Here is a 26,316-nt window from a genome sequence, read left to right as displayed (position 1 = left end):
GAGAGTCCGCCGACTCCCGCCCCTGTGATTTCAATGGTACGAGGATGCGCAGCGCGGCGGCATCGGTCAATAAAATGGAATTTTGAATGTCGCGCAGGATGGAGAGATTATCTCCAATGAGAGCAGCGCCGAGAGAGAACGCAATTTATCGCTGAGGAAGCGTTCTACTGATGACGCAGTTGAAGCAAAACAGTTCTCTCGCAAACGCGCGCTCCCCTCATGGTGAGGAGGCGCGAAGCGCCGTCTCGAACCATGAGATGCCGGCGCTCCGAGTCTGCGGCCATCCTTCGAGACGCCCACGAACGGCGGTCTCCTCAGGATGCGGGGTAAAGATATCAATATACGTCGAGCTGAAACCGCCCCTTCTTCTTCAGCTCGCTGACGAACATCACCGCCTCGTCGGTCGAACGCGCGCCGTGCTGGGCGGCGATGTCGACCAGAGCCCGCTCCACATCCTTGGCCATGCGCTTGGCGTCGCCGCAGACATAGACATGGGCGCCTTCGGCGAGCCAGGTCCAGACGTCGCGGCCGACCTCGCGCATGCGATCCTGCACGTAGAACTTCTCGCCGGCGTCGCGCGACCAGGCCAGCGACAACCGTGTGAGGAAGCCTTCGGTCTTCATGCCATTGAGTTCGTCGGCATAGAAGAAATCCGAGGCGCTGCGCTGATGGCCGAAGAACAGCCAGTTCTTGCCCGGCGCCTTGGTGGCCTTGCGATCGTGCAGGAACGCCCTGAACGGCGCGATGCCGGTACCCGGTCCCACCATGATGATCGGCGTCTCCGGATTTTCCGGCAGCGCAAAGCCATGCGCCTTCTGGACATAGACCTTGAGCTCGTCGCCGGGCTGGATGCGATCGGCGAGGAAGCTCGAGGCCAGACCATGGCGCTTACGCTTGCCGACCATGTAACGAACGATATCGACTGTCAGCGACAGTTTGCCCGGTGTGGCGGTGTGCGATGACGAAATTGAGTAGAGCCGCGGCTGCAGCGGCTCCAGCGCTTCGATGAAAGCTTCGGGATGCGGGCGTACGCCGGAAAACTTCTGCAACGCAGCCATCACGTCGAGCGTCGCGGCATCACCATCGGGGTCCTCGCCCTGGGCCAGTGCGCGTGCCTTGGCGCGCTGCGCTCCGCCGGTGAGATAGGACATCAGCTCGAACAGGCTGTCCGGTGCCGGGGCCAGCGAGACGTCGTATTGCAGCACTTCACGCAGCGTCTTGCCACGCACTTCCGTCATATGCGACGCGCCGAGCAGCGCGATGATCTGGTCGACATGACCGAGATCGTTCGACGCAAAGATGCCGAAACTGTCGCCGACGACGTAATCGAGCCCGCAGCCCGACAGATCGAAATCGATATGCCAGGTCTCCTTTTCGGAGCCTTTGCCATTGAGCAGGCGGCGGCCAAGAAACACCGCAGGTGCGGGATTGTCGCGCGAGCGCCCGAGCGTCGACGGATCCGGCGCAGCAACTTCGACCGGTTCTGCAGTAGCAGGCGTCGCTGCTGCCGCGGGCGCAGCACCCGCCGGCGCCTTGTCGAGCTCTTCATAGAGCGACTTCAGCATCCGCGCGGTTTCCTTGCCGCCGGGGACGCAGAGATTCAGGCGCGCTTCGGCCTTGGAGGCAATCGCGTCGGAATAGTCGTTGCAATTATAGCCGCACTGGCCGCAATCCTGCTGCGCCATCGCCGCCATCATCTTGCGACGAACCGGCTTGCCTTCGGCGAGCTTCATGCGATCGGCGATCGGCATGGTCTGGTCATGCCACGGCGCGCCGTCATCTTCTTCCATGATGGCTGCGCCCTGCTCTGCAGAGAGCGGCGTCGCCGGTGCGTCGGACAGCAGGCCGGCGAAGAAGCCGTTCAGCCAGGAGCGTTGCGCTTCCGAGAACGGCGCGGAGGCCGGAATGATCTCGAGTTTGGGCGGCGGCGTCATCTGGTTCATGCGGACACCTGTTCATCAGCAAGCTTACGCAACGATGCCGCGTCGTGACGGCGCGAGAAAGTGAGGAAGGTCTCGTCCGGCGACGCGCGGTGGGCGAGATAAGCTTTCAGCAGCCGCTCGACGACGACAGGCGCGTCCTCGGACTTCACGTTCTGATAGACCTCCTGCCCGACATCGGCCTGTGGACCGAAGCCGCCGCCGGTGAAGATGTGAAAGCCATCCACGGTGTCGTCGCTATCGTCCAGCGCCACGCGCGCACCGATCATGCCGATGTCGCTGATGTAATGCTGCGCGCAGGAATGATGGCAGCCGGTGAGATGGATGTTGATCGGCGTATCGACCTCGACGCGCGTATCGCACCATTCGGCGATGTTCGTTGCCGTGCGTTTGGTATCCGCATTGCCGAATTTGCAACCGGCGCGGCCGGTGCAGGCGATCAGGCCGGCGCGGATCTCGGTGGTCTTGATGGCAAGGCCAAGGGCTTCGATGGCCGCAGTCGCCAGCGCGACATTCGCGTCTTTCACACCAGGAATGAGCAGGTTCTGCCACACCGTGAGGCGGATATCGCCGTCGCCGAGATCGGCCGCAATCTTCGAAAGCCCCCGCATCTGATCGGTCGTCACCTTGCCCAGCGGCAACACGACGCCGATCCAGTTCAGGCCATCCTGCTTCTGCTTGTGCACGCCGATATGCGCCGTGCGGTCGAAGCTTGGGCGCGGCAGCAACGCGTCCGCCGGAACGCGGGTAAACGGCGCGCCGAGCTTCTCCTCGACGATGGTCAGAAACTTCTCCATGCCCATGCCGTCGATCACGTATTTCAGCCGCGCCTTGAGGCGGTTGGTGCGGTCGCCGAGATCGATGAAGACGCGCACGATGGCGTCGGAGACCTTGGTGGCGTCCTCCGGTCTCACGATGATGCCGGTATCGGTGGCGAAATCCTTGTGGCCGGTGATGCCGCCGATGCCGAGCTTGAACCAGACGCCGGGCGCGACGCCGAAGCCATCCTTCACTTCGACTGCCTGGAAGGCGATGTCGTTGGTGTCTTCCAGCACGGCGATCTTGCCGGCGCCGTCGAAGGCGACATTGAATTTGCGCGGCAGGCCGGTGAGCGTGCGGTCATTGAGGATGTGATAGTGCCACTCGCGGGCATAGGGCCGCGTGTCCAGCAGTTCCTGAGGGTCGATGCCGGCGGTCGGCGTGCCGGTGACGTTGCGGATGTTGTCAGCCCCGGAGCCGCGAGAGCACAGACCGAGATCCTGGATGCCCTCGATCAGCTTCACGGCGTTTTTCGGCGGAATCTCGCGCACCTGCAGATTGGCGCGCGTGGTCACATGGGAAAACGGACCGCAGAGCTCGTCACTGAGATCGGCAAGACCCGCAAGCTGCCAGTGCTTCATGATGCCGTTCGGGATCCGAAGCCGGCACATATAGGAGTCCTGCGTTGGACCCACATAGAAGATGCCGTAATAGCGCCAGCGGAAATTGTCGGCCGGCGATGGCCGTGCATCGATCGCGGCCTGATCGCGCAGCCGCGGATAGGCGTCGAACGGGTGTTCCTCGCGCTTCCATTTCTCCTGCTCGACCAGCTTCTTGCCCGACGCAATCGTGCGGTCCTGCGCCTTGATATGCGGCGCATCCGGTCCGGTCGGCTCCGCATTGGCCTTGGCTGACGCAGCGCCGCCGAGACCCTTGCCGACGCGGCTGATCTGCAGCCCGGTCGAAAAGCCTTCCAGGTAGCGCTTCTGTTCGTCAGTAAAGTCGATGGAGAGCGTTTCAATTTTCATGCGGGACGAAGCTCCTGCGGGCCACAGCGTGGCTTCAACGGGGATAAGGATTGCGGACCGCGCAGGCTCAGGTCGGCGCGTCGCGCCGGCTTGAATTCTGAAAGCGATCCGATCAGCCTCGTTGCTGCGGAAATCCATCTGAACTGGCCGGCGGGCGTCAGCGAACGCCGGTTGACTAGAGACATTCAAGTCTCGTGCCAGATCGTCCTCGGAGGAAAAACGTCAAGAAATCAGGGGATTGAGGTCAAGGTCAGGCGAAAACCGCCTGTTCGGTGCCAGCGTTTGTGCACCGCACGCTCAATAATTAGACGGTGGGAACGTCAATGGCAGCTATCGTTGCGAAGGGCCCGCGCGACGAAGCCATCCAGCCTGGGCTCGTGGCCTTTCGGATTGCCGCCTCGGTAAGAGGAAAGCTGGCGAACCAGCTTTCCTTGACCTCATCATGAGGTGCAAAAGTGAGCGCGGGCCTAAGCCGTTAGACCGCCTCGAACGCCGCCAGATTAGCGGCTCCGTCGTCCAGCACTTGCGTCTGCCGCAGCATGTCCTCGATGCCATCTATCGCGCGACCCACATCGATCGTCGACGTGTCGATCCGCAGCTCGACCGTCTCCGGCGCCTGATAGTCGTTGGCGATACCGGTGAAGCCCGGCAGGTCGCCCGCGCGGGCCTTGGCGTAATGCCCCTTGGGATCGCGCTGCTCGCAGATCTCCGCCGGCGTCGCGACATAGATCTCACGAAATGCGGTATCGACCGCGCTGCGGGCCTCGGCGCGGTCGCCGCGCGAGGGTGAGACAGCCGCAACGATGGCAATATGACCGTTGCGGGCGAGATGGCCGGCCATCTCCGCCAGTCGCCGGACATTCTCGCTGCGATCGGCGGCGGAGAAGCCGAGGTCGCGATTGAGTCCGGCGCGCAGCGTGTCGCCGTCGAGCAGGATCGGCGAACCGCCTTTGGCGAACAGACGGTGCTCCAGCGCCCGCGCCAGCGTCGACTTGCCCGATCCCGGCAATCCCGTGAACCACACAACTGCGCCTTGATGGCGATAGCGCGCCGAACGTTCCTCAGGCTGCAGTGCCGACTGCACCGGCACGATGTCCGATGACACGACGCGTTGGGCAGCATCGATGGACAGGACGAGACCGCCACCGGCGATCCGGCCGCCGACCTCGATCACGAGACGTCCGGTGCGCGGATTGTCGACATAGCGATCGGCGGCGACCGGTTGCGACAGTGCGATCTCGATTTCGCCGACGTGATTGCGGGCGATCTGTTTGGTCTCGACACTGGCCAGTTCGCCGGGATCGATCGCCTTCTCGATCGCGACCACACGGCCGCGCACTTCGCGCACGCCGAGCCGCACCAGGATCGACGATCCCGCTGTCAGCGGCTGGTCGTGCAGCCAGAAAATCCGCGCCCGCAGTCGTCGTGTATCCGATGGCACCGCGCCCACATGCGCGATCACGTCGCCGCGCTCGACGAACAGTTCGCGGTCGAGCGTGATACCGACGGATCGCCCTGCGCCGTGCTCGCCTTCCAACGGCATCGCCGACCAGCGTTCCACGCTCTTGATCTTTGCCCGCTTGCCGGCGGGCATGATCACCACGTCGTCGCCGACAGCCAGATGACCGGCCTCGATACGCCCGGCCACGATGCGCCGGTCGTCGAACTTGTAGATCGCCTGTACCGGTAGCCGCAGCGGCAATTCATCAAGCGCGAGTGCCGGCTTCAGCGCATCGAGCGCCCCCACGACGGTCGGCCCGCGATACCAGCCGACACGGTCGGTATGGGTGGCGACGCCATCGCCATCCCGCGCCGAAATCGGAATCACCGCAGCAGGCGTGACGCCGAGTTCGATGAGATGCGCCGAAATTTCGTCGCTGATCGCCTGAAAGCGCTCGGCGCTGAAATCGACGCGGTCCATCTTGTTGACGACGACGGCGACCTGCTTCACGCCCAGCAGATGCAGCAGATAGGCATGGCGCCGGGTCTGATCGCGAACGCCTTCCAGCGCATCGACGATCAGCACGGCGCCATCGGCCTGCGATGCGCCGGTGATCATGTTACGCAGAAACTCGGCGTGGCCGGGAGCGTCGATCAGAATGACGTCGCGCAATTTGGTGCGGAAGCGGATCTGCGTTGTATCGATGGTGATGCCCTGGTCGCGCTCGGTCTGCAGCGCATCGAGCAGGAACGACCATTCGAACGGCATGCCGCGCCGGGCGCTAACCGCTTTCAGCATCTCCAGCTTGCCATCCGGCAGGCCGCCGGTCTCGTGCAGCAGGCGACCGACCAGCGTCGACTTGCCATGATCCACGTGGCCGACAATCACGATACGCAGTTGCGGGCGCGTGGTGCCGTTGGGCATTCCGAGCGAGGTCGGATTGACGGGTTTGGTCATGGCATCACCTCTACAGATAGCCGGCGACGCGCAGTCGCTCGAAGGCGTCTTCGGTCTCATGATCGAGTGCGCGGCCGGCGCGCTCGGGAATCGTGGTGCCGTCGAGCTCGACCAGGATTTCGGCAATCGTGCTGGCGGTGGATGCGACGGGATTGGTGATGTCGGCATCGCCCAGCGAGCGGTAGCGCTTGCCGTCTTTGGCCAGATACAGCGGAATGATCGGAATGTTTTCCCGCGCCGTGTAGGCCCAGATGTCGGCTTCGGTCCAATGCAGGATCGGATGAATGCGCAGATGCGCACCGGGCGGCGGCGAGGCGTTGAACTGGTCCCAGAATTCCGGTGGCTGGTCGCGCACGTCCCATCCGCCCTCGACACCGCGCGGCGAGAACACACGCTCCTTGGCGCGGGTCGCCTCTTCGTCGCGGCGAATGCCGGCGATCAATCCGTCGAAGCCGTGCTTCGCCAGCGCAAGTTTGAGACCTTCGGTCTTGCGCGCTGCGGAACGCGCCGCTGGCGGCAGTGTCGGATCAACACTATCGATCGACGGGCAATATTCGACGGTGAGGTCGAGTCCCCATTCCTTCGAATAGTGATCGCGGAATGCGTACATCTCCGGAAACTTCTTGCCGGTATCGACATGCAGCGCGGGGAACGGTACGTGGCCGAAGAACGCCTTGCGCGCCAGCCAGATCATGACATTGGAGTCCTTGCCGAGCGACCACAGCAAGGCCAGCTTCTTCAATCGGGCGAAGCCCTCGCGCAGGATGTAGATGCTCTGCGCTTCCAGTTGATCGAGGTGGTCCATCGATACCACGTCCGATCGGACGCGTTCGAGATTGGTCGACGTCATACGCCTTCTCCAGGTCCTCAAAACCGCCGTGAGATTCGCCGTTGCTCACGAAGCGGATACGCTCGGAGAAAGTGCATCTCTGGAACTCGATTTATGGGGTCAAAAAATCTAAACTGCGCTTCTCAAATAGAAAGAATATTTTTCTATTAAGTGGCGACAAACAACTGATATATAGAATCTTATTCCAGTCAAGCCGGATGTGTTGAGGAGTTCGAGATGCTGTCGCCCGGAGCCGTCGCAAGTGCTGTCCAATACGATCAAGCGCTGCAATCCGCCTCGCCTGCCGAGGTGATTGCTGCGGCGCTTGATGTCGCGGGCCGCGATGGACTCGCGCTGGTATCGTCGTTTGGCACGGAGTCCGCAGCGTTGCTGAAGGTGATGGCCGATGTCGATCCCGCCATCCCCGTGCTGTTTCTCGACACCGGCTGGATGTTCAAGGAGACACTCGCCTATCGCGACCAACTGATCCTGACGCTGGGCCTGCGCGACGTCCGAACGATCCGCCCCGCAGCGGATGCGCTTGCCGCTCACGACAGCGATGGGGATTTGTGGTCGTCCGATCCCGACACCTGCTGTCGGATCAGGAAGGTCGAACCGCTGGCGCAGGCACTGGCGCCGTTCAGCGCATGGATCAACGGCCGCAAGCGATTTCAAGGTGCGTCGCGCGCGGCCATTCCTGTCGTTGAAACCGATGGCGGGAAGCTGAAATTCAATCCATTCGCCAATGTCACGCCGGACGAGATCGGGCTGATCTATGCGTCGGCGAAGCTGCCGCCACATCCGCTCGTGGCCTCAGGCTTTGCGTCGGTCGGCTGCATGCCCTGCACGTCCCGCACCGCGCCTGGCGAGGACCCCCGCGCCGGCCGCTGGCGCGGCCGCGCCAAAACGGAATGCGGCATCCACACATCGGCGAACTGAGCCGCCGTCACGACTTCATATGCGCGATCTCGAACGCGGCGAGATGGGCAGCGATGTTGCTCGGATCGAATGGCGGCCCCGCGAAGGCGCCGACCGCATCGGGCACATCGGTCGGAGCGCTGCCGGTGATACCGAGCGCGGCATCGTAGAGATCTGGGCGGAACACGCCCTGTGCGATTTTCAGCGCCTCCGGGCTGATCGCGGCCTGTCCCCAGCGCACCATCTGGGCATAGAGCCAGGCGGCCTGAACGGGATCTGGACGCCCGGCTCCTTCGCGGCCAACCAGCAGATAGCGCCCGCTCTCGCGCATGGTGCCGTCCGGCGAAATCTTCAGCCGGCCATCCAGCGTCCGCAGCAGGACCTCCGGCGAGACGCCGATATGTTGGGGCTTGGCGAGTATCGCGGCAATCTCGTCGCGATTCTCCGGCGCCTCGATGAAGACCGCGGCCTTCACATGCGCCCGCGTGAGCGCCGCCACGGTGTCCGGGTTCTTCTCCGCCCAGTCCTGCCTGACCGCCAGCACCTTCTCGGCGGCGCGCAGCAGGATGTCGGAGACGAAATGCAGAATATGGCCGACGCCGAGATCGACCGCGACAGAATTCCAGGGCGCGCCGACACAGAACGCATCGACGTGACCGTTGGCGAGGCTGTCGACCATGTACGGCGGCGGCAGCACCACGAGGCGCACGTCCTCATCGGGATCGACGCCGCCGGCCGCCATCCAGAAACGGAGCTGGTAATTATGCGTCGAGAACGGGAAGGTCATGCCGAAGGTCAGGGGGTCGGCACCGGCACGGGCACGCGCGACGACGACGCGGCGCAGCGCCTGTGCGGTGGCCATCGGATCGGTCGGGTCACCGTCGAGCTCCGACATCAGCGCCGCATGCAGCGCCGGCGAGACGGTAATGGCATTGCCGTTGATGCCGAGATTGAACGACGCCACGATCGGCACTTTCACATGCCCGAGCCCGAGGCTGGACGCGATGGCAACGGGCGCCAGCAGATGCGCCGCTTCGAACAGGCCAATATTCAGCTTGTCGCGGACATTCGACCACGACACTTCCCGAACCAATTCGACGTTCAGCCCCTCGGCCTTCGTGAACCCCTTGTCGACCGCAACAATCAGCGCGGCGGCGTCGACCAGCGGGATGAACCCGACACGGAGCGGTTGATCGATCATTTCAGCAACTCCGCTGCGGTGATGATCGACTGGGCGATCTCGCCGATTTTCTTCTTTTCACGCATCGCCGTGGATCGCAGCAATACGTAAGCCTCTTCTTCATTGAGGCCCTTGAGCTTCATCACGATGCCCTTGGCGCGGTCGATGATCTTGCGCTCCTCCAGCGCCGACTTGGTGCGCTCGAGCTCGTCCTGCAGTTTGGAGAAGGCGTTGAAACGGGAGATGCAGAGATCGAGGATCGGCTTGATCCGCTCCTTCTTCAGCCCGTCCACGATGTAAGAGGATACCCCCGCCTCGACCGAAGCCCGCGCCGACTCGGCGTCGCTCTGGTCGACGAACATGGCGACTGGCCGGCGCACCGCGCGGGACACCTGGAACATTTGTTCCAGCACGTCGCGGCTGGGGTTTTCGAGGTCGATAACGATAACGTCCGGATCCAGCGCATAAATCCGGGCCAGCAGGTTATGCATCTCCCGGATATGCTGGACGTCCACATAGCCAGCCTCCCGCAGCCCTTCCTCAAGGATCGCGGCCCGGATCGGGCTTTCGTCGACAATGACAATTTTGGGCGACTGGTCGGCAGGCATCGGGCACTCACATGGATGCAGCATACCCATAGCACGCCCGCGCACGGCTTAAAGCCTTGTAATTATGGGCAAATGGGACTACCTGCTGCCTCTCAATCAGGCAGATCGAACATGCAACAGGCCGCCGCGCCGAAAATCTCCTTTGTGTCACTGGGATGCCCCAAGGCTTTGGTGGATTCCGAGCGGATCATTACGCGCCTGCGGGCCGAAGGTTACGAACTCGCCCGCAAGCACGACGGCGCCGACATCGTCATCGTCAACACCTGCGGCTTCCTCGACAGCGCCAAGGCGGAGTCGCTGGGCGCCATCGGCGAAGCCATGGCGCAGAATGGCAAGGTCATCGTCACCGGCTGCATGGGCGCCGAGCCCGAGCAGATCGAGGCCGCCTATCCCAACCTGCTGTCGATCACCGGGCCACAGCAATATGAAAGCGTGCTCGACGCCGTGCATCGTGCGCTGCCGCCGGTGCACAATCCGCACATCGATCTGGTACCCCCGCAGGGCATCAAGCTGACGCCGCGGCACTACGCCTATCTGAAAATTTCCGAAGGCTGCAACAACCGCTGCACCTTCTGCATCATTCCGAAGCTGCGCGGTAATCTGGTCTCGCGTCCGGCCAACGAAGTCCTGCTCGAAGCCGAGAAGCTGGTGAAGGCCGGCGTCAAGGAATTGCTGGTCGTGTCGCAGGACACCTCGGCTTACGGCGTCGATATCAAATATGCGACGAGCCCGTGGAAGGACCGCGAGGTCCGCGCCAAGTTCTATGATCTCGCCAAGGAGCTCGGAGAACTCGGCGCCTGGGTGCGGCTGCAATATGTTTACCCGTATCCGCATGTCGACGAAGTCATCGGGTTGATGAATTCCGGCAGCAATGTGCTGCCCTACCTCGACATCCCGTTCCAGCATGCCGCTCCGGACGTGCTCAAGGCGATGAAGCGCCCGGCGGCGCAGGACAAGACGCTGGCGCGGATCAAGAAGTGGCGCGAGGAATGCCCCGATCTGACATTGCGCTCGACCTTCATCGTCGGCTTCCCCGGCGAGACCGAAAGCGATTTCCAGTATCTGCTCGACTGGCTGGAAGAGGCGCAGATCGACCGCGTCGGCGCGTTCAAATACGAGTCCGTAGCGGGCGCGACCTCCAATGCCATTGCCAATGCGGTGCCTGAAGAAATCAAGCAGCAGCGCTGGAACGCACTGATGGAGCGCCAGCAGAAAATCTCGGCGCGCCGCTTGAAGCGCAAGGTAGGCACCCGCCAGCAGATCATCATCGACGAGGTCGGCCCGACTGTATCAAAGGGCCGCTCGAAGGCGGACGCGCCTGACATCGACGGATCGGTCTATATCACCGCACGCCGGCCGCTGAAGGTCGGCGAGATCGTCACGGCGAAGATCGAACGCGCGGATGCGTATGATCTGCACGGGACGGTGGCTGGATTCTGAGAGAAGCGTAACTAAAACGCCGTCATGCCCGGGCTTGTCCCGGGCATCCACGTCTCTACTTCCTGGTGGCCAAGACGTAGATGGCCGGGACATCTAGCGAAGCCACGCTTCGCGCTTTGCCCGGCCATGACGAACGTTAGCAATGAGACTGTGGCAAAGCCACCCGCCTCACACCTTCAAGATCACCGCGCCCGTGGTCTTGCGCGCTTCCAGGTCCACATGCGCCTTGGCCGCATCCTTCAGCGCATAAGCATGATTGATCGGCACATGCAGCTTGCCGTCGATCACAGCCGAGAACAGCGTGTCGGCGCCCTCCAGCAATTCCGAGCGCTTGGCGACATAGTCGTTCAGCTTCGGACGCGTCGCGAACAGCGAGCCGTGATTGTTGAGTTCGGCAATCGCGAATGGCGGCACAGGGCCAGAGGCATTGCCGAACGACACCCACATGCCGCGCGGCTTCAGGCATGACAGCGAGCCCGGATAGGTGGTCTTGCCCACACCGTCATAGACCACATCGCAAAGTTCGTTACGGCTGATCTGCTTCACGCGATCGACGAAGTTCTCTTCGTTGTAATAGATGACGTGATCGCAGCCATTGGCCAGCGCCAACTCGCCCTTCTCTTTCGAGCCGACCGTGCCGATCACATGCGCGCCCATGGCCTTGGCCCACTGGCAGGCGAGCAGACCGATGCCGCCTGCTGCGGCATGGATCAACACGCGATGATGCGGCTCGACCTTGAAAGTCTTGTGCAGCAGATACCAGACCGTGAGGCCCTTGAGCATCAGCACGGCGCCCTGCTCGTGGGTGATGCGATCGGGCAGCTTCACCAGCCGGTCGGCGGCAAACACACGTTCGGTGGCATAGCTGCCGAGGGCCGAATAATAGGCGACACGGTCACCAGGATGAAAACCCGTGACGCCCGGACCGACCTCGATCACTTCGCCCGAGGCCTCATTGCCGGCAATGAAAGGCAGCTGCGGCGCCTTGTAGAGGCCGCTGCGGAAATACGTATCGATGAAATTGACGCCGATGGCATGCTGGCGGATGCGCACCTCGCCCGCGGCCGGTGCCGGGACCTGCACGTCTTCATAAGTGAGCACTTCGGGTCCACCGATCTCATGGACGCGGACGGCTTTAGTCATCGTTCAATCTCCCTGAGTGACTTTGGTCTCAAGCGATAACCAACACCCGTGTGATGTCAACCTGTGCCCGGCTGGACCCGCTTTCGGCGGTTGCGCTTCGCCAGCACGTTGAACAACTCGACCGCCGCCGAGAACAGGATGGCGAAATAGATGTAACCGCGCGGAATATGGAATTTGAATCCATCCGCCATCAGCGAGACGCCGATCAACACCAGGAAGGCGAGCGCCAGCATCTTGGTGGTCGGATATTGCGCCACAAAGCGCGCCACGGGTCCGGACGATACATACATCACCGCACAGGCGATGATGACGGCGGCAGCCATGATCTCGATGTCCTGCGCCATGCCGATCGCCGTGATGATGGAGTCGAGCGAGAACACGAGATCGACGACCACGACCTGCAGGATCACCCAGGCAAAGGCGTTCGGTGTCGGCTTCTCGTTGTCGTGTCCCTCGCGCGCCTCGACCTCGGCATGAATTTCATGCGTCGCCTTGGCGATCAGGAACAGACCGCCTCCGATCAGGATCAGATCACGCCAGGAGAATGCGAGGCCTCTCACCGTGATGACGGGTTCGGTCAGGCCGATCAGCCAGACGAGGACGCTCAACAGGATGATGCGGAACACAAGCGCCAGCGCGAGACCGATCTGGCGTGCGCGGGTTGCCTGCGGCTCCGGTAGCCGCGACACCAGCACCGACAGGAAAATCACATTGTCGATACCAAGTACGATTTCGAGCGCGGTCAGCGTCAAGAGCGCTGCCCAGGCTTCGGGGCTGGAAAACAGTTCGATCATGATTTGGAGGGCCTCATGAGGCGGATGACGGCGTCACCGCAGACAATGTAAAAAGCGATCGCGCAGAGCGCGACCGTAATAGGCAAAGCAACAGCGAAGTTCTGTATCAGCGTGATGACGGCCAGCACAGCCCAGATCGCCATAAGTGACAGGTTCAACCGGCGCAGGCGCGTCACGCGAACGGGATGCAGCACATGCACCGGCACAAAGGTCAGGACGATCAACGCCAGAATCGCAAGGCTCGCGATGAGGGGTGATGGTTGCAGCAGGAACAGATAGAACGCCGCCCCGTTCCACAGTGCCGGAAAACCGCGAAAGTGGTTGTCGTCGGTCTTCATGCGCTTGTCGGCAAAGTATAATGCGCTGGTGACGACGATACCGGCACCGAGCAGCACCGCCGTCCACGGCACCAACAGGCCGGAGGCAGCGATCGCATAGGCTGGCACGAACACGTAAGTGAGGAAGTCGACCACGAAATCGAGCGCATCGCCCGACCAATCCGGCAACACGCGGCCGACGTCGAAGTGTCGGGCGATCGGGCCATCGAGCCCGTCGATGATCAGCGCCAAACCGAGCCAGCCAAACATCACAGCCCATTCGCCGCGCACGGCGCTCATCATGGCAATGAGTGCCACACCGGCACCGAGCGCAGTAAAGATGTGAACCGAGAACGCAGCCGCGCGCGCGGATCGTGACGACGACGGGAGTTGGTCCGGACTCGAAGCGGTCATGTGCCAGGAATTGCTAGCAGGAATCCGCCCGATTTGCACAGGCGCCGATGCGGCACTCGGCCGCCCGACACTGCGGGAACGATTCCGCGGCGCGTAACGGCTTGAAAATACCCGGCCAAAGGCCGATGGTCCGGCCATGACCGAGACCTCTGCTTCCACCTCCACCTATGATGTCGCCGTTGTCGGCGGCGGGCCTGCCGGCCTTGCTGCCGCCCTCGCGCTGGCCGAGACCGGCGCCCGTACCGCCCTCGTCGCCCGCCGCGTCCCCTATGGCGACAACCGCACCACCGCGCTGCTGGGCGGCTCCGTCGCGTTTCTGGAAAGCCTCGATGTCTGGCGCCGCTGCGCCGACAAGGCGGCCGCGCTGACGACCATGCGGCTGGTGGACGACACGGGCCGGCTGATCCGTGCGCCCGAAGTCAAGTTCGTCTGCAGCGAGATCGGCCTCGAGACCTTCGGCTACAATATCGAGAACCGCGAATTGATGATCGCGCTCGAAGCGCGCGCTGCGGAATTGACCAATCTCATTCGCATCGATGACGAAGCCGATACGGTCTCGCCGGACGAGATGCAGGTTCAGGTCCGCACACGGCAAGGCAAGGTCCTGGTGGCGCGGCTGGTCGTCGGCGCCGATGGCCGCCAGTCCCTGTGCCGCGAGGCCGCAGGCATTTCAGTCAAGCGACGCGCGCTTGAGCAGACCGCGCTGACCTTCAACATCACGCATAGCCGGCCGCATAAAAACATGTCGACGGAGTTTCACACACCCGCCGGTCCCTGCGTGTTCGTGCCCCTGCCCGGCAATCGCTCCAGCGTCGTCTGGGTCAACAAGCCCCGGGATGCCGAGCGCTTGATGGCTTTGAGCGATGAGGCGCTATCGGACGCCGCGGAGAAGCAATCGCATTCGATCCTCGGCCGCGTTCAGGTCGAGCCCGGCAGGCATGTGTTTCCATTGGCCATCGAGCAGCCCACACAGCTCGCGAAGAACCGCATCGTGCTGGTCGGCGAAGCCGCGCATGTGGTGCCGCCGATCGGTGCGCAGGGTCTCAATCTTGGCCTGCGCGACGCCGGCGATATCGCTGACGTCGTTCGCGATGCCGGCATGAATGGCGCGGATATCGGGGCAGCGCCGGTGCTGGCGCGTTTCGAGCAGATACGCCGCAGCGATATCTCCTCGCGTACCTTCGCCATCGACATGGCCAACCGCTCGCTGCTGAGCGATCTCCTACCGATGCAGGTGATCCGCGCGGCCGGCATGCAAGCGATGGGGTCTATAGGCCCGCTGCGCCGCCTTGCGATGCGCGAAGGCCTGTCGCCATCGTGGCGCAGGAATACTTCCTAGAGATCTCGCGCGGCCTAAGGGAATGCGATCTGGCCGGTCTTCAGGAAGTACATCACCGACGTCAGCGTCAGCACGGACACGAAGGTGCCGAGCAGCACCGCGACCGAGGCTGGTTCGATCCAGCTATCGTACTGCCGCGCGATCACGAACACATTCAGCGCCGGCGGCAATGACGCCAGCAGCACAGCAGTTGCGGCCCAGAGCGGCGGGAACGGTCCGAGCAACAGCATCAGGCCGAACACGATCAAGGGATGCAGCAACAGCTTGATGAAAATCAGGCCCGGGATTTCCCATGGCACGCGTCCCAGCGGCCGCAGCGCGACCGTAACGCCGAGCGCGAACAATGCGACGGGTGCCGCCGAGTTCTGCAGGAACAGCAGCATGCCGTCGACCGCGACCGGCATCTGGATGTGAAACGCCGCGACGAAGGCGCCAAGATAGGCCGCCACGATCAAGGGATGCAGCACGATATGCTTGATGACGATACCGATGGTCGGCAGCAGCGGGCGCTTGTCGCCTGAGGTCAGCGCCATCATCAGCGGCGCGATCGAGAACAGGAAGATGCTGTCGAAACAGAATACCAGTGCAGTCGGAACTGCTGCCTTGGGGCCGAGCACCGCCAGCGCCAGCCCCGGTCCCATATAGCCGATATTGCCGTAGCCGCCGGCGAGCCCGGCCATCCCGGCCTCCCGCATGGTCAGCCGGCCCAGAAATTTACCGGTACCGACCGACAGGAAGAACGCCGTCGCGGTCGCCAACGTGGTCCCGATCACGAAGGGCAGATTGTTGAGTTCCTCGAACGGCGTCTTGGCCATGATGCGGAAGAACAGCGCCGGCAACGACACGTACAGAAGGAAAAAATTCATCCAGGCGAGGCCCGTTTCGGGCAGGTTCTTCACCTTGCCGCAGGCGAAGCCGATGAAGATCAGCCCGAAATACGGCAGTGCAAGATTGAGGACGTCCATCATGTCAGGCGTGTTTTTCTTGGTTCTTGGCCCTATGGGCGGGATAGCGGGGAGCGGCCTGCGGCTGTCTTAATTCCGTCGTTTGCCTCTAGCATCGGCCACAATCCTGGTCTATTCGACCAGAATGATTAAAGCGCGGACCGCCAAATTCCAGATTGGACAGATCGTCCGCCACCGGATCTTTTCGTTCCGGGGGGTGGTGTTCGACATCGATCCGGAATTCAACAACACCGAAGAGTGGTGGCTGTCGATCCCCGAAGACGTCCGTCCGAACAAGGACCAGCCATTTTATCATCTGCTGGCCGAGAATTCTGAGTCGGAATACGTCGCTTATGTCTCCGAGCAGAACCTGCTCCCCGATGAATCCGGCGAGCCGATCCGGCATTCCCAGGTCGCCGAGATCTTCATCAAGGATAAGTCCGGCGGCTACCGGCCGCGCAATCCGTCGTTGAACTGACGTCGCGGAGCCTATCCCCGCGCGCCGTAGCGCTGCTCCAGCTCCGCCACGTCAGTGACATCTCCGAAGAACATGTAGAAGCTTGTCAGCGCCGCCGCGTGTTCATCGTCACGCAGGCTGGCGCAGGCGTTGTGCACCATCGTCGTGCGGTAATTCAGCATCATGGCGTCGCGCGCGCTGGATTCGCAGCAGGCATTGGTCATTGTCCCTGCAATCAGCACCGCCGTGATACCGCGTGCGCGCAAGATGCCGTCGAGATCAGAGGCGCCCTGGATGAAGGCGCTGTAGCGCGTCTTGCCGACCACGAGATCGCCATCGCGCACATCGAGCTTGGGCCATAGCGCCGAGCCCGGCGCATCTTCGGCCAGCGATTTCGAGCGCGCGGCAAAGCGGTCCGGCGTCAGCAGCGTGTGATGGAAATGCGGGATCGTGTTCAGCGCACCGTCGTTGAACAGCGTCCGGATCCATACCACCAGACCACCGGCCGCGCGCAGCGCCGCCGCTACGCGATTGATGTTCGGCACGATGTCGCGCGCCGGCGGCGTCTCGCCGCCTCCACCGGGCGCGAGGAAATGGTTCTGCATGTCGATGACCACCAGCGCCGTGGTGTCGGCCGCGACATCGCGATGAGCCAGTGCCTGCCCCTGTCGCGCCAGAACCCGTTCGGTCGCCCAGCCGGGCATCTCGAAGTTATGCATGTCTGCTCTCCTTCTGTGCATCTGCACAGCTCAGTTGATGACGATCGCACCAGACCGCCCCTGCGAAGCGACCGCGGCGGTTACAGTTTTTTGTATACAGAGGACAATATACGAAAAGCAAGGCTGGCCCATCTCTTGCATTGCCCTATCTGACACCGCCATGCGCGGACTTGGAAGACAGGGAAGGGTTTAACAGCAATGAGTTTCCGCAAGAGCTTCATCATGGGCGTGCTGTGCGCCGCCGCCGTGATCGGCACCCCAGCCATTGGCAGGTCGCAGCCGATGGAGAAGATCAACTTCATGGAGGTGATCCACTCGCTGTTCTATGCCCCACTTTATGCCGCCAAGGGACTCGGCTATTTCCAGGCGGAGGGCATCGACTTCGATCTTGTCGCCGCCCAGGGCAGCGACAAGGCGACAGCCGCCCTCCTCTCCGGCACCGCCGATATCGTCCTCGCGGGTCCCGAGACCCCGGTCTATATCGAGACCGGCCTGTCACCCGACAAGATCCGCATCTTCGCCGGCCTCACCGCCACCGACGGCTCTTTCCTGGTCGGCCGCAGCAAGCAGGACGGCTTCAGCTGGAAGGACCTCAAGGGCAAGACCATCCTCGGCTGGCGCAAGGGCTCGGCCCCGGCGATCTTCCTCGACAAGGTACTGAAAGATAACGGCCTCGATCCCGACAAGGACGTCAGCATCATCACCAATGTCGCCATCCCCGCGCGGATGGGCGCCTTCATGTCCGGCACCGGCGACTACGCCACCTTCTTCGAGCCCGACGTCACCAAGATCGAGCTCGCCGGCAAGGGCGTCTCCCTCGCCAATATCGGCAAGGCCGCCGGCCAGATCGACTACACCGTGTTCACCGCCAAGGAGGGTACCATCAAGGCGAAGCCCAAGATCATCCAGGGCTTCACCAATGCCATCGCCAAGGCCGAGACCTGGATGCAGACAGTGAGCGCGGACGAAGCAGCCACGGTACTCGCGCCATTCTTCCCCGGCGTGTCTGCCATCGAGCTCGCCAGATCCATTACCCGCCAGCGCGAAGCCGGCGTGTGGAAGACCTCGCCGCTGGTCACGGCAGAAGCCATGAGCGCGTTGCAGGATCTGCTAATCGCCTCGAGCGTGCTCGATGCCGGCAAGAAGGTCGCGTATGAGAAGCTGGTCGATCCGTCCTTCGCCAAAGCCGTGAAGGCGTCGGTATCGCAGGGCGCAGCCAAATGAGCGTCCCCAAGATCGAATTCCGCAACGTCAATCTGCGCTACTGCACGCCCAAGAACGAGACGCTGGCGCTGAAGGACATCAGTTTCAAGGTCGAGCAAGGCGAGTTCGTCAGCATCGTCGGTCAGTCCGGCTGCGGCAAGAGCACGCTTCTCTCGCTGCTCTGCGGCCTCATCAAGCCCACCGAGGGCGAAGTGCTGCTCGATGGCGTACCGGTGACCGGCCCGTCGCCGCAGGTCGGCTTCATGCTGCAACAGGACAGCTTGTTCGAATGGCGCAGCATCGTCGACAACGCGCTGCTCGGCCCCGAAATCCGCGGCGACGACATGGACGACGCCCGGCGCAAGGCCGAAGCGCTGCTCAAGCGCTACGGCCTTGGCGACTTCCTGCACAGCAAGCCGTCGGAACTCTCTGGCGGCATGCGCCAGCGCGCGGCGCTGGCGCGCACCATGTGCATGACGCCGGATATCCTGCTGCTGGATGAGCCGTTCTCCGCTCTCGATTTCCAGACCCGGCTGTCGATCGCCGACGAGATCGGCGGCATCATCCGCAAGGAGAACAAGACGGCGGTGCTTGTGACCCACGACATTCCCGAAGCCATCGCCATGGCCGACCGGGTGATCGTGCTGAGCCGCCGCCCCGGCCGCATCAGATCGATCCACGCCATTACTTTCCCGAGCCACGGGAACGATCGTCCCGGCAGTTTTGCCGCGCGGGAGACGGATGAATTTCCGTCCTATTTCAACACTGTCTGGGAAGAGCTTGAGATCCATGCCGAGTAAAGCCGCCATCACCGATACGCCCGTCGCCGCCGTATCATCGGACGTGACACCCCGGCAAAGCCTACAATACAAGGCCTGGCTCGCCGACCAGCAGCGCGAGAAGCGCCGCATCGCCGTCGCGCAATTTGGCCTTGTCGTGCTGTTTCTCCTGCTGTGGGAGATCGCGCCGCGCATGCATTGGGTCAATCCTATGCTGACCAGCTACCCCAGCGCCGTGTTGCAGGCCTTCCTGCAGATGATCGCCGACGGCCGTTTCGGCGAACACGTCATGGTCACGCTCACCGAAGTGGTGCTCAGCTTCGCCATCGCCATGGTGCTCGGCACCATCATCGCGATCCTGCTCTGGATGTCGCCGCAACTGGAGCGGATACTCGATCCGTTTCTGGTGGTACTCAATGCGCTGCCCAAGATCGCGCTGGTGCCGATCTTCTATATCTGGCTCGGCGCCACCGGCTCGATCTATGCCGTCGCTGTCGCCGTCGCGCTCTTCATCACCATCCTGATGCTCTATACGGGCTTCAGCCAGTCGGACCCGAACAAGATCAAGCTGGTGCGTACCCTCGGTGCCACGCGCTGGCAGATGCTCACCAAGGTCGTGCTGCCCGGCAATGTCCACACCTTCATCGCCACGCTGAAGGCCAATGCCGGCCTGTCGCTGGTCGGCGTCATCGTCGGCGAGTTTCAGGCATCAAAGGCCGGGCTCGGCTATCTCATTGTCTATGGCAGCCAGATTTTTCGCATGGACATGGTGATGGCGGCGATCGTGTTGCTCGGCTTCATCTCGCTGGCGATCTACGCGCTGATTCAATTGGTCGAGATCCGCATCAACAAACCCGCCGCCCGCGCAGACTGACGCAAGAGACAGTCCTGCAAACACCACAACGGCCCGCCGCAGATACGCGACGGGCTGACGGGCCCTGCTGACCTCAACGGTCGCTTCTTCAAGACGACAGACTTTGGAAAATTGGATTATGACGGATCTCGTCCTTCACGCAATCGCCGGCCCGTGGGCGGTTGCCGGCATTCTCGTTCTCATCGGCGCCTGCCTGCAGGGCGTCAGCGGCGTCGGCTTCGGCATGTTCGCCGCCCCCATTCTCGCCATCGTCGATCCCAAGCTGGTGCCTGGCCCCATGCTTTTCCTCGGGCTCATCATTGCTCTGCTGTCGCTGCTGCGCGAGCGCGCCAGTCTGGACTCGAAGGGACTGGGCTTTGCCCTGCTCGGCCGCGCACCCACCTCGATCATCGCCGCCGCGCTCATCGGCATTCTGCCGGTCCGCGAATTGTCCATCGTATTCGCACTGGTGATCTTCGCCGGTGTTGCGATGAGCCTGGCGCGGATCGAACTGCCCTCCTCGCCAGCCGTCATGTTCAGTGCCGGCTGCGTCTCCGGCTTCATGGGGACGGTGACCTCGGTCGGCTTGCCGCCGATCGCATTGATGTATCAGAATGCGCCAAAAGCGACGCTGCGCGCTTCGCTGGGCGGTTTCCTGCTGTTCGGATCGCTGATCTCGATCGTGGCACTGGCCTTTGCCGGCCGCTTCGCCTGGCACGATGTGGTGCTCGGCACCTGGCTGATCGCGCCGCTCTATCTCGGCTTCTGGATCTCGACACCGCTGGCAAAGCTGGTCTCGCCGGGCATCGTCCGTTTCGCGGTGCTCGGCCTGTCGGCCCTCGCCGCGCTGTTGCTGCTGCTACGGCAGCTGGTCGGCTGACTCGGCATCGGCGACGGAGCGCAACGCCTTCAGATGCGCTTCGCCAGCACCGAGCACATGCGCCATCGCGCGCTTCGCTGCCGTGTCCTCATCACCATCGAGAATCGCCTGCAGGATGCCGGCATGCTCTTTCCAGTTCAGCGCCTGCCGCTCCGGATTGTCCGGCGAGAACAACAGCGCGCTGCGGGCGCGTAGTGCGCCGAGCATTTCCGAGAGGAGTTCACTGTTGCCGGCTTGCGCTAGCGCCTTGTGAAACTGCTCGTTGAGGTCGCGCAGGCTTTTCAGCCGCCCGACGCTGAGCGCTGTCTGCCCCTTCAGCAGGATCGCCTCGACACTCTTGAGTACCACCGGATTCTTATGCCGCGCCGCCAGCCGCGCATTATGCGACTCGAGCAGCGCGCGGATCTCGATGATCTCCTGTAGCTTCTCAGGCGCGATATGGGCGACATGGGCACCGCGGCGGCTCGACACGTCCACCAGCCCCTCCGTGCTCAAAGCGCGCAGCGCCTCGCGCACCGGATTGCGCGACACACCGTATTCCTCGGCGAGCCGCTCCTCGACGAGCCGTTCCCCCGGCTTCAGTCGCCCGTTGACGATCGCTGAACGGATCTCATCATAAACGAGGTCGTGAAGCGAATTGTGCTGTTCGCCCAATCGCTTTGCAGGTGGTTTGCCGTCTTTCGCCATGCGCTGCCGTCCCACACGTCTGCGTGTCCTGCCTAGCCTTTACGTGCCGGCAGGGGAATTCGTTCGTTGTCTACAGTATGCGAAAGTATGCGAAACTACGAGACCGGGCGCCCGGCCAACGAAAAAGGCGCCCATCGCTGGGCGCCTTTTGTTGGTCTCTGCGAACCGCTTACTTCGCGGCCGGATTGGCCGGGGCCGCCGGTGCTGCACCAGCTGCCGGCTGCTGGGCTTCGAGCTTGGCGCGGGCTTCCGCAGCGCGCTTCTGCAGCTCTTCCTGCAGCTTCTTCTGGGTTTCTTCGAACACCTTCGGATCGGTCGGCGGGCCGTCATAGGCCTTGGCGAATTCGGCCAGCGGCAGCGGCAGCGTCAGCGGTGCGCCGTTGGAGTTGATCGCCTGCACGATCAGGTTCTGGCCCTTCTTCAGATTGGCCAGGAGCTCCGGGGTGACTTCGTAATCGGACATGCAGCCGTTGGCGAAGCAGATCACGTAAGGGCTCTGCGCCGGGGCGTTGGCATCGACGATCACGCGCGTGCCGTGCACGAGCTGCATGCCGAGCGGCAGCGTCACGCGCAGGATCTTCTTCGGTTCGCCTTCCGGCTCGATGATGACGGCGGCGATGACGGGCTGGCCCGACTCGATGCGGCCGTCCTTGCCGGTGAAGCAGACCTGCTTGGCGTTGGCGTCCTGGCCCTTGAGGCAGAACTTGGTCCACGGCGCGTAGATCAGCTGAACCTGCTGATCGGCCGGTGGCGCGCCTGCGGCTGGCGCCTGGGCGGCGGGAGCGGCCGGGGTAGCAGCCTTCGGAGCCGCTTTCGGCGCGGCCTTGGGCGCAGGCGCAGCAGCCTTCGGCGCCGCGGCCGGCGGCGCAGCAGGCGCAGGAGCCTGCGCATGCGCAACCGGAGCGATCAACGTGGCGGTCAAGGCCGTCGCCGCCAGAAGCGCGAAGCCCCGCCCGCGCGGCAGAACCGACGCAGCCAAGAGACGGAAATTCATTTCGGAAAACCCTTTCTGAACGGAGGCGCTCATATCCCGGAGGCGGCGCTGACAGTCACCCGTTGGCGGGTGTCTCGGTGCCAATTAAGGCCGTTACGTGACAGGCCGCGCCGTCCTCGTCAATTGTCCGCTTTCAATACAGCGGCCGACGAAAAGATCAATGGCGCCAGCCCTATTTGATGCATGGCACAGGTTCGTGGGGGACAGCCATGGTAAAGTTCCTCTGTGAAATCAACCGAATCAAATCGCACACATGCACAGGGTCTTTCGACCCTGTCTAAGATGATCGCGGCGCTGGCCTGCTGGATAGCTCTGGCCGGCCCAGTGGCCGATTCCGCACAAGCCGAACCGGCCCACGCCATCGCCATGCACGGCGCCCCGGCCCTGTCAGCCGATTTCAGGCAGATGCCCTATGCCAATCCCGACGCGCCGAAAGGCGGCCGCATGGTGCAGGGCGTGCTCGGCACCTTCGACAGCCTCAATCCCTTCATCGTCCGGGGCATCGCGGTGCCGCAGATGCGCGGCTATGTCATCGAAAGCCTGATGGCCCGCGGTCAGGACGAGGCCTTCACGCTCTATGGCCTGCTCGCCGAGAGCGTCGAGACCGATGACGCGAGAAGCTTCGTCACTTTCCGGATCAATCCCCAGGCCAAATTCTCCGACGGCAAGCCCGTTCTGGCTGCGGACGCGCTGTTCTCCTGGCAGTTGCTGCGCGACAAGGGCCGGCCCAATCACCGGCAGTATTATTCGAAAGTCGCCAAGGCCGAGGCGCTGGATGAGCGCACGGTGCGCTTCGACTTCGGCGGCCAGGCGGATCGCGAATTGCCGCTGATCCTCGGCCTGATGCCGGTGCTGCCGAAACACGCCGTCAATCCCGACACGTTCGAGGAAACCTCGATGGCGCCGCCGCTGGGCTCCGGGCCCTATACGGTGACGGCTGTGAAACCCGGCGCGGCGGTGACCCTCACCCGCAATCCCGCCTATTGGGGCCGCGATCTGCCGATCAATCGCGGGCTATGGAATTTCGACGAGATCCGTCTCGACTACTATCGCGAGGCCAACACCCATTTCGAAGCCTTCAAGCGCGGCCTCTACGACTTCCGCGTCGAGAATGAGCCGCTGCGCTGGCACGACGGCTACACATTCCCCGCCGCCACGTCCGGCGAAGTGATCCGCGACAGCATCAAGACCGGCCTGCCGAAGCCGTCGGAATTTCTGGTGTTCAACACGCGGCGGCCGATGTTCGCCGATATCCGCGTGCGTCAGGCGCTGACGCTGCTGTTCGATTTCGAATGGATCAACCGCACCTATTTCTTCGGCCTCTATGCCCGCTCGGCCGGCTTCTTCGCGGGCTCGGATCTCTCCGCCTATACGCGCGCCGCGGATGATCGCGAACGGACACTGCTGCAGCCCTACGCCTCAAATATAGCCGCCAACATTCTCGATGGCAGCTACCGCCTGCCGGTCAGCGATGGCTCGGGCCGTGACCGCCCCGCTTTGCGTGCCGCTTTGGCGCTGCTCAAGGACGCGGGTTATGAACTTGTAAACAACGTGCTGCGACGGCAGTCCGACAAAGCGCCCCTCGCCTTCGAGATCCTCGTCACCACCCGCGATCAGGAACGCATCGCGCTGGCCTATGCACGCGATCTCAAGCGCGCCGGCATCATTGCCAATATCCGCTCCATCGATGCCGTGCAGTTCGACCAGCGCCGCATCAATTTCGAATTCGACATGATCCAGAACCGCTGGGACCAGTCGCTGTCGCCGGGCAACGAACAGTCGTTCTACTGGGGCTCGGAAGCCGCCGACAATCCCGGCACCCGCAACTATATGGGCGCGAAAAATCCGGCCGTCGACGCCATGATCTCGGCCATGCTGGAGGCCCGCGACCACGGTCCGTTCGTCGATGCCGTCCGCTCCATGGACCGCGCGCTGATCGCAGGTTTCTACGCTATCCCGCTCTACTATGTCGGCGAGCAATGGATTGCGCGATGGAATCGGATAGAACGACCTTCGACCATCGCTCTCTCCGGCTATTTGCCGGAGACCTGGTGGGCCAGAACGCTGCCAGCTTCGCCGCCGAACCGGAAGTGACACCGTGACCTCACCCACGCCGAATGCCTCACCCACCCTCGACGGTCTGTTTCGCCGCATCCTCAGCCGGCAGCCGCAGGCGCTGGCGCTGGTCGATCCCGCCGACAAGATGCGTGTCACCGCAACGGAACCGCAGCGGCTGACCTTTGCGGATGCCGACCGGGCGATCTCGGCACTGACGGCGCATTTCATGGAGGCCGGCCTCCCCGCCAATTCGGTCATCGCCGTCCAGCTGCCGAACACTGTCGAATTCGTACTGACCGTGCTGGCTGCGCATCGCGCCGGCCTCGTCGTCGCGCTGCTGCCGCAACTCTGGCGCCAGGCCGACCTGACCATGGCACTGAATCGCTGCAGTGCACGTGCACTGGTGACGTCGAGCAAGATCGACGGCGTCAGCCATGCCGATCTGATCATGAACGCTGCGGCTGAAGCCTTCTCGATCCGCTATGTCGGAGGTTTCGGCAGCGACCTGCCGGAAGGCATGACCCCGCTCGACGCTGTGCTGTCGAGCGAATTCGTGGAGTCCACGCCCGTAACGCAGGACGCCCGCCGCGCGGCCATCGTCTCCTTCGATGTCACCTCCGACGGCTTCCGCACGGTGCCGCGCACGCATCTCAACCTGATCTCCGGTGGCCTCGCCGTGTTCCTGGAAAGCGGCATGCCACAGGGCGCCACGATCATGTCGGCGACGGTGCCGTCGTCTTTTGCCAGCATCGCCTCGTCGCTGGTGACCTGGCTGCTCTCCGGCGGCGTGCTCGCTTTGCATCATCCGTTCGACAGTGCGGTGCTGGAACGTAGCATCGCTGCCAACGCCTGCGACGTGCTGGTGGCGCCGGCGCCGCTGGCGCAACGTCTCGCCGATGGTGGGTTGCTGGATCGCTCGCCGGTGCTGCGTTATGTGCTCGGCCTCTGGCGCGCGCCTGAACAGGTCGCCGCCTCGCCTGCATGGCCGGGCTCGCAGGCATCGTTCACCGACGTCTATCTGTTCGGCGAAGCCGGTCTGTTCGGCGCCGTCCGCGGCGACGACGGCTTGCCCCTCGCCATCATGCCGGGCCCGCACGGCGCGCCGCGCGCCCAGCAAGGCTCCTCCATTGCCGGCGATATCATGCTGACGCCCAGGGGCACGCTGGGCCTGCGCGGCCCGATGGTACCGGTGCTGGCCTATACGGCCCAGGCCGACGCCAGCAACGCGCTGATCCCCGCCCAGCCGCTCGATTATGTCGATACCGGCTATATGGCCCGGCTCGACCGCGCGACCGGCGCGATCAACATCACCGCGCCGCCCTCGGGCATCATGGCCGTCGGCGGCTATCGCTTCCTGGCACAGGACCTCAATGAATGGGCCAAGCGGCTCGGCGAGAACGCGATGCTGACGGCGCTGCCGGATCGGCTGAGCGGCTACCGCCTCGCCGGCCGCGCCAGCAATAACGGCCGCGCCCGCGACGCCCTGACAGAACTCGGCCTCAATCCGCTGATGGTCGAAGCCTTCCGCGACCGTGCCACAGCCGACTGAGCGAGCAAAAGCGATCCTGAAAATGCGAGCGATCTCATTGACTCTGCATTAAGGACGTCGGGCTAGCCTGGCGCGATAGTTTCGCG

General features: G+C 63.2%; 23 protein-coding genes. 10 read left to right on the top strand and 13 right to left on the bottom strand.

The features are described from left to right. Positions 1–335 precede the first annotated feature (335 nt). The 4 genes from SFY93_RS18340 to cysD form a co-directional block, all read right to left on the bottom strand. Complete coding sequence (locus SFY93_RS18340) at positions 336–1,943, bottom strand: sulfite reductase subunit alpha (RefSeq protein ID WP_320444116.1); 1,608 nt, start codon at positions 1,941–1,943, stop codon at positions 336–338. Further along, positions 1,940–3,727 (bottom strand): NirA family protein, encoded by a 1,788-nt coding sequence (locus SFY93_RS18335; RefSeq protein WP_320444115.1) that lies wholly within the window; start codon positions 3,725–3,727, stop codon positions 1,940–1,942. Before SFY93_RS18335 ends, SFY93_RS18340 begins: the two co-directional genes overlap by 4 nt. A gap of 475 nt (positions 3,728–4,202) precedes the next feature. Further along, a complete protein-coding gene (gene cysC / locus SFY93_RS18330) occupies positions 4,203–6,125 on the bottom strand; it encodes a sulfate adenylyltransferase subunit CysN (protein ID WP_320444114.1) in 1,923 nt (640 codons plus the stop codon). 10 nt (positions 6,126–6,135) lie between these two features. Next, a complete protein-coding gene (gene cysD / locus SFY93_RS18325) occupies positions 6,136–6,975 on the bottom strand; it encodes a sulfate adenylyltransferase subunit CysD (RefSeq protein WP_068731681.1) in 840 nt (279 codons plus the stop codon). A gap of 216 nt (positions 6,976–7,191) precedes the next feature. Between cysD and SFY93_RS18320 the strand changes: the two genes are divergently transcribed. Next, entirely contained in the window at positions 7,192–7,893 is a 702-nt protein-coding gene (locus SFY93_RS18320) for a phosphoadenylyl-sulfate reductase (RefSeq protein ID WP_320444113.1), read from the top strand. 7 nt (positions 7,894–7,900) lie between these two features. Here the strand turns inward: SFY93_RS18320 and SFY93_RS18315 are convergent, their stop codons facing one another. Then, positions 7,901–9,070, bottom strand: coding sequence for a CmpA/NrtA family ABC transporter substrate-binding protein (locus tag SFY93_RS18315; RefSeq protein WP_320447800.1), 1,170 nt, complete (start codon positions 9,068–9,070; stop codon positions 7,901–7,903). Then, a complete protein-coding gene (locus SFY93_RS18310) occupies positions 9,070–9,660 on the bottom strand; it encodes an ANTAR domain-containing response regulator (RefSeq protein WP_089264382.1) in 591 nt (196 codons plus the stop codon). Before SFY93_RS18310 ends, SFY93_RS18315 begins: the two co-directional genes overlap by 1 nt. Before the next feature lie 111 nt (positions 9,661–9,771). On the opposite strand from SFY93_RS18310, the gene rimO reads away from it, so the two are divergent. Beyond that, entirely contained in the window at positions 9,772–11,100 is a 1,329-nt protein-coding gene (rimO, locus tag SFY93_RS18305) for a 30S ribosomal protein S12 methylthiotransferase RimO (RefSeq protein ID WP_320444112.1), read from the top strand. Positions 11,101–11,268: 168 nt separating this feature from the next. On the opposite strand, the gene SFY93_RS18300 is transcribed toward rimO, so the two are convergent. The 3 genes from SFY93_RS18300 to pcsA are packed head-to-tail and all read right to left on the bottom strand — an operon-like array spanning position 11,269 to position 13,768. Further along, a complete protein-coding gene (locus tag SFY93_RS18300) occupies positions 11,269–12,243 on the bottom strand; it encodes a quinone oxidoreductase family protein (RefSeq protein WP_068731670.1) in 975 nt (324 codons plus the stop codon). A 56-nt stretch (positions 12,244–12,299) separates the two neighbouring features. Continuing rightward, positions 12,300–13,037 carry a TerC family protein gene (locus SFY93_RS18295; protein WP_320444111.1) on the bottom strand — a complete coding sequence of 246 codons (738 nt, stop codon included), beginning with the start codon at positions 13,035–13,037 and terminating at the stop codon, positions 12,300–12,302. Next, positions 13,034–13,768, bottom strand: a complete 735-nt coding sequence (pcsA, locus tag SFY93_RS18290; protein ID WP_320444110.1) for a phosphatidylcholine synthase — start codon at positions 13,766–13,768, stop codon at positions 13,034–13,036. Before pcsA ends, SFY93_RS18295 begins: the two co-directional genes overlap by 4 nt. A 136-nt stretch (positions 13,769–13,904) precedes the next feature. Between pcsA and SFY93_RS18285 the strand changes: the two genes are divergently transcribed. Further along, positions 13,905–15,107, top strand: coding sequence for a UbiH/UbiF family hydroxylase (locus SFY93_RS18285; RefSeq protein WP_320444109.1), 1,203 nt, complete (start codon positions 13,905–13,907; stop codon positions 15,105–15,107). Between the two features lie 14 nt (positions 15,108–15,121). Here SFY93_RS18285 and SFY93_RS18280 read toward each other — a convergent pair whose 3' ends face one another. Next, entirely contained in the window at positions 15,122–16,075 is a 954-nt protein-coding gene (locus SFY93_RS18280; RefSeq protein ID WP_320444108.1) for an AEC family transporter, read from the bottom strand. A gap of 121 nt (positions 16,076–16,196) precedes the next feature. Here SFY93_RS18280 and hspQ point away from each other — a divergent pair, with 121 nt between their 5' ends. After that, entirely contained in the window at positions 16,197–16,529 is a 333-nt protein-coding gene (gene hspQ, locus SFY93_RS18275; protein WP_320444107.1) for a heat shock protein HspQ, read from the top strand. A gap of 11 nt (positions 16,530–16,540) precedes the next feature. Here hspQ and SFY93_RS18270 read toward each other — a convergent pair whose 3' ends face one another. Then, positions 16,541–17,227 carry a cysteine hydrolase family protein gene (locus tag SFY93_RS18270; protein ID WP_320444106.1) on the bottom strand — a complete coding sequence of 229 codons (687 nt, stop codon included), beginning with the start codon at positions 17,225–17,227 and terminating at the stop codon, positions 16,541–16,543. 198 nt (positions 17,228–17,425) lie between these two features. On the opposite strand from SFY93_RS18270, the gene SFY93_RS18265 reads away from it, so the two are divergent. The 4 genes from SFY93_RS18265 (at position 17,426) to SFY93_RS18250 (ending at position 20,942) form a co-directional block, all read left to right on the top strand. Next, positions 17,426–18,451, top strand: coding sequence for an ABC transporter substrate-binding protein (locus SFY93_RS18265; protein ID WP_320444105.1), 1,026 nt, complete (start codon positions 17,426–17,428; stop codon positions 18,449–18,451). Then, positions 18,448–19,230, top strand: coding sequence for an ABC transporter ATP-binding protein (locus tag SFY93_RS18260; RefSeq protein WP_320444104.1), 783 nt, complete (start codon positions 18,448–18,450; stop codon positions 19,228–19,230). Before SFY93_RS18265 ends, SFY93_RS18260 begins: the two co-directional genes overlap by 4 nt. After that, positions 19,220–20,083: an ABC transporter permease gene (locus tag SFY93_RS18255; protein WP_320444103.1), complete on the top strand. Its 864-nt coding sequence runs from the start codon at positions 19,220–19,222 to the stop codon at positions 20,081–20,083. Before SFY93_RS18260 ends, SFY93_RS18255 begins: the two co-directional genes overlap by 11 nt. A gap of 118 nt (positions 20,084–20,201) precedes the next feature. Next, a complete protein-coding gene (locus SFY93_RS18250) occupies positions 20,202–20,942 on the top strand; it encodes a sulfite exporter TauE/SafE family protein (RefSeq protein WP_320444102.1) in 741 nt (246 codons plus the stop codon). On the opposite strand, the gene SFY93_RS18245 is transcribed toward SFY93_RS18250, so the two are convergent. Both SFY93_RS18245 and SFY93_RS18240 read right to left on the bottom strand, forming a co-directional pair. Beyond that, on the bottom strand, positions 20,922–21,629 hold the full coding sequence (locus SFY93_RS18245) for a GntR family transcriptional regulator (protein WP_320444101.1): 708 nt from the start codon (positions 21,627–21,629) through the stop codon (positions 20,922–20,924). The two genes, SFY93_RS18250 and SFY93_RS18245, sit on opposite strands and share 21 nt — an antisense overlap. A gap of 169 nt (positions 21,630–21,798) precedes the next feature. Further along, the gene (locus SFY93_RS18240; protein ID WP_320444100.1) at positions 21,799–22,623 is read right to left on the bottom strand and encodes an invasion associated locus B family protein; all 825 of its coding nucleotides are present in this window, start codon (positions 22,621–22,623) and stop codon (positions 21,799–21,801) included. Between the two features lie 282 nt (positions 22,624–22,905). Between SFY93_RS18240 and SFY93_RS18235 the strand changes: the two genes are divergently transcribed. Both SFY93_RS18235 and SFY93_RS18230 read left to right on the top strand, forming a co-directional pair. Then, the gene (locus SFY93_RS18235; RefSeq protein ID WP_320444099.1) at positions 22,906–24,717 is read left to right on the top strand and encodes an extracellular solute-binding protein; all 1,812 of its coding nucleotides are present in this window, start codon (positions 22,906–22,908) and stop codon (positions 24,715–24,717) included. Between the two features lie 4 nt (positions 24,718–24,721). Beyond that, entirely contained in the window at positions 24,722–26,230 is a 1,509-nt protein-coding gene (locus SFY93_RS18230) for an AMP-binding protein (protein WP_320444098.1), read from the top strand. The last annotated feature ends 86 nt before the right edge of the window (positions 26,231–26,316 follow it).

The organism is Tardiphaga sp. 42S5, from assembly GCF_034044155.1.
Taxonomy (GTDB): domain Bacteria; phylum Pseudomonadota; class Alphaproteobacteria; order Rhizobiales; family Xanthobacteraceae; genus Tardiphaga; species Tardiphaga robiniae.
Note: the sequence above shows the minus strand (reverse complement) of the source record. Positions and strands in the feature narration are given on the sequence as shown.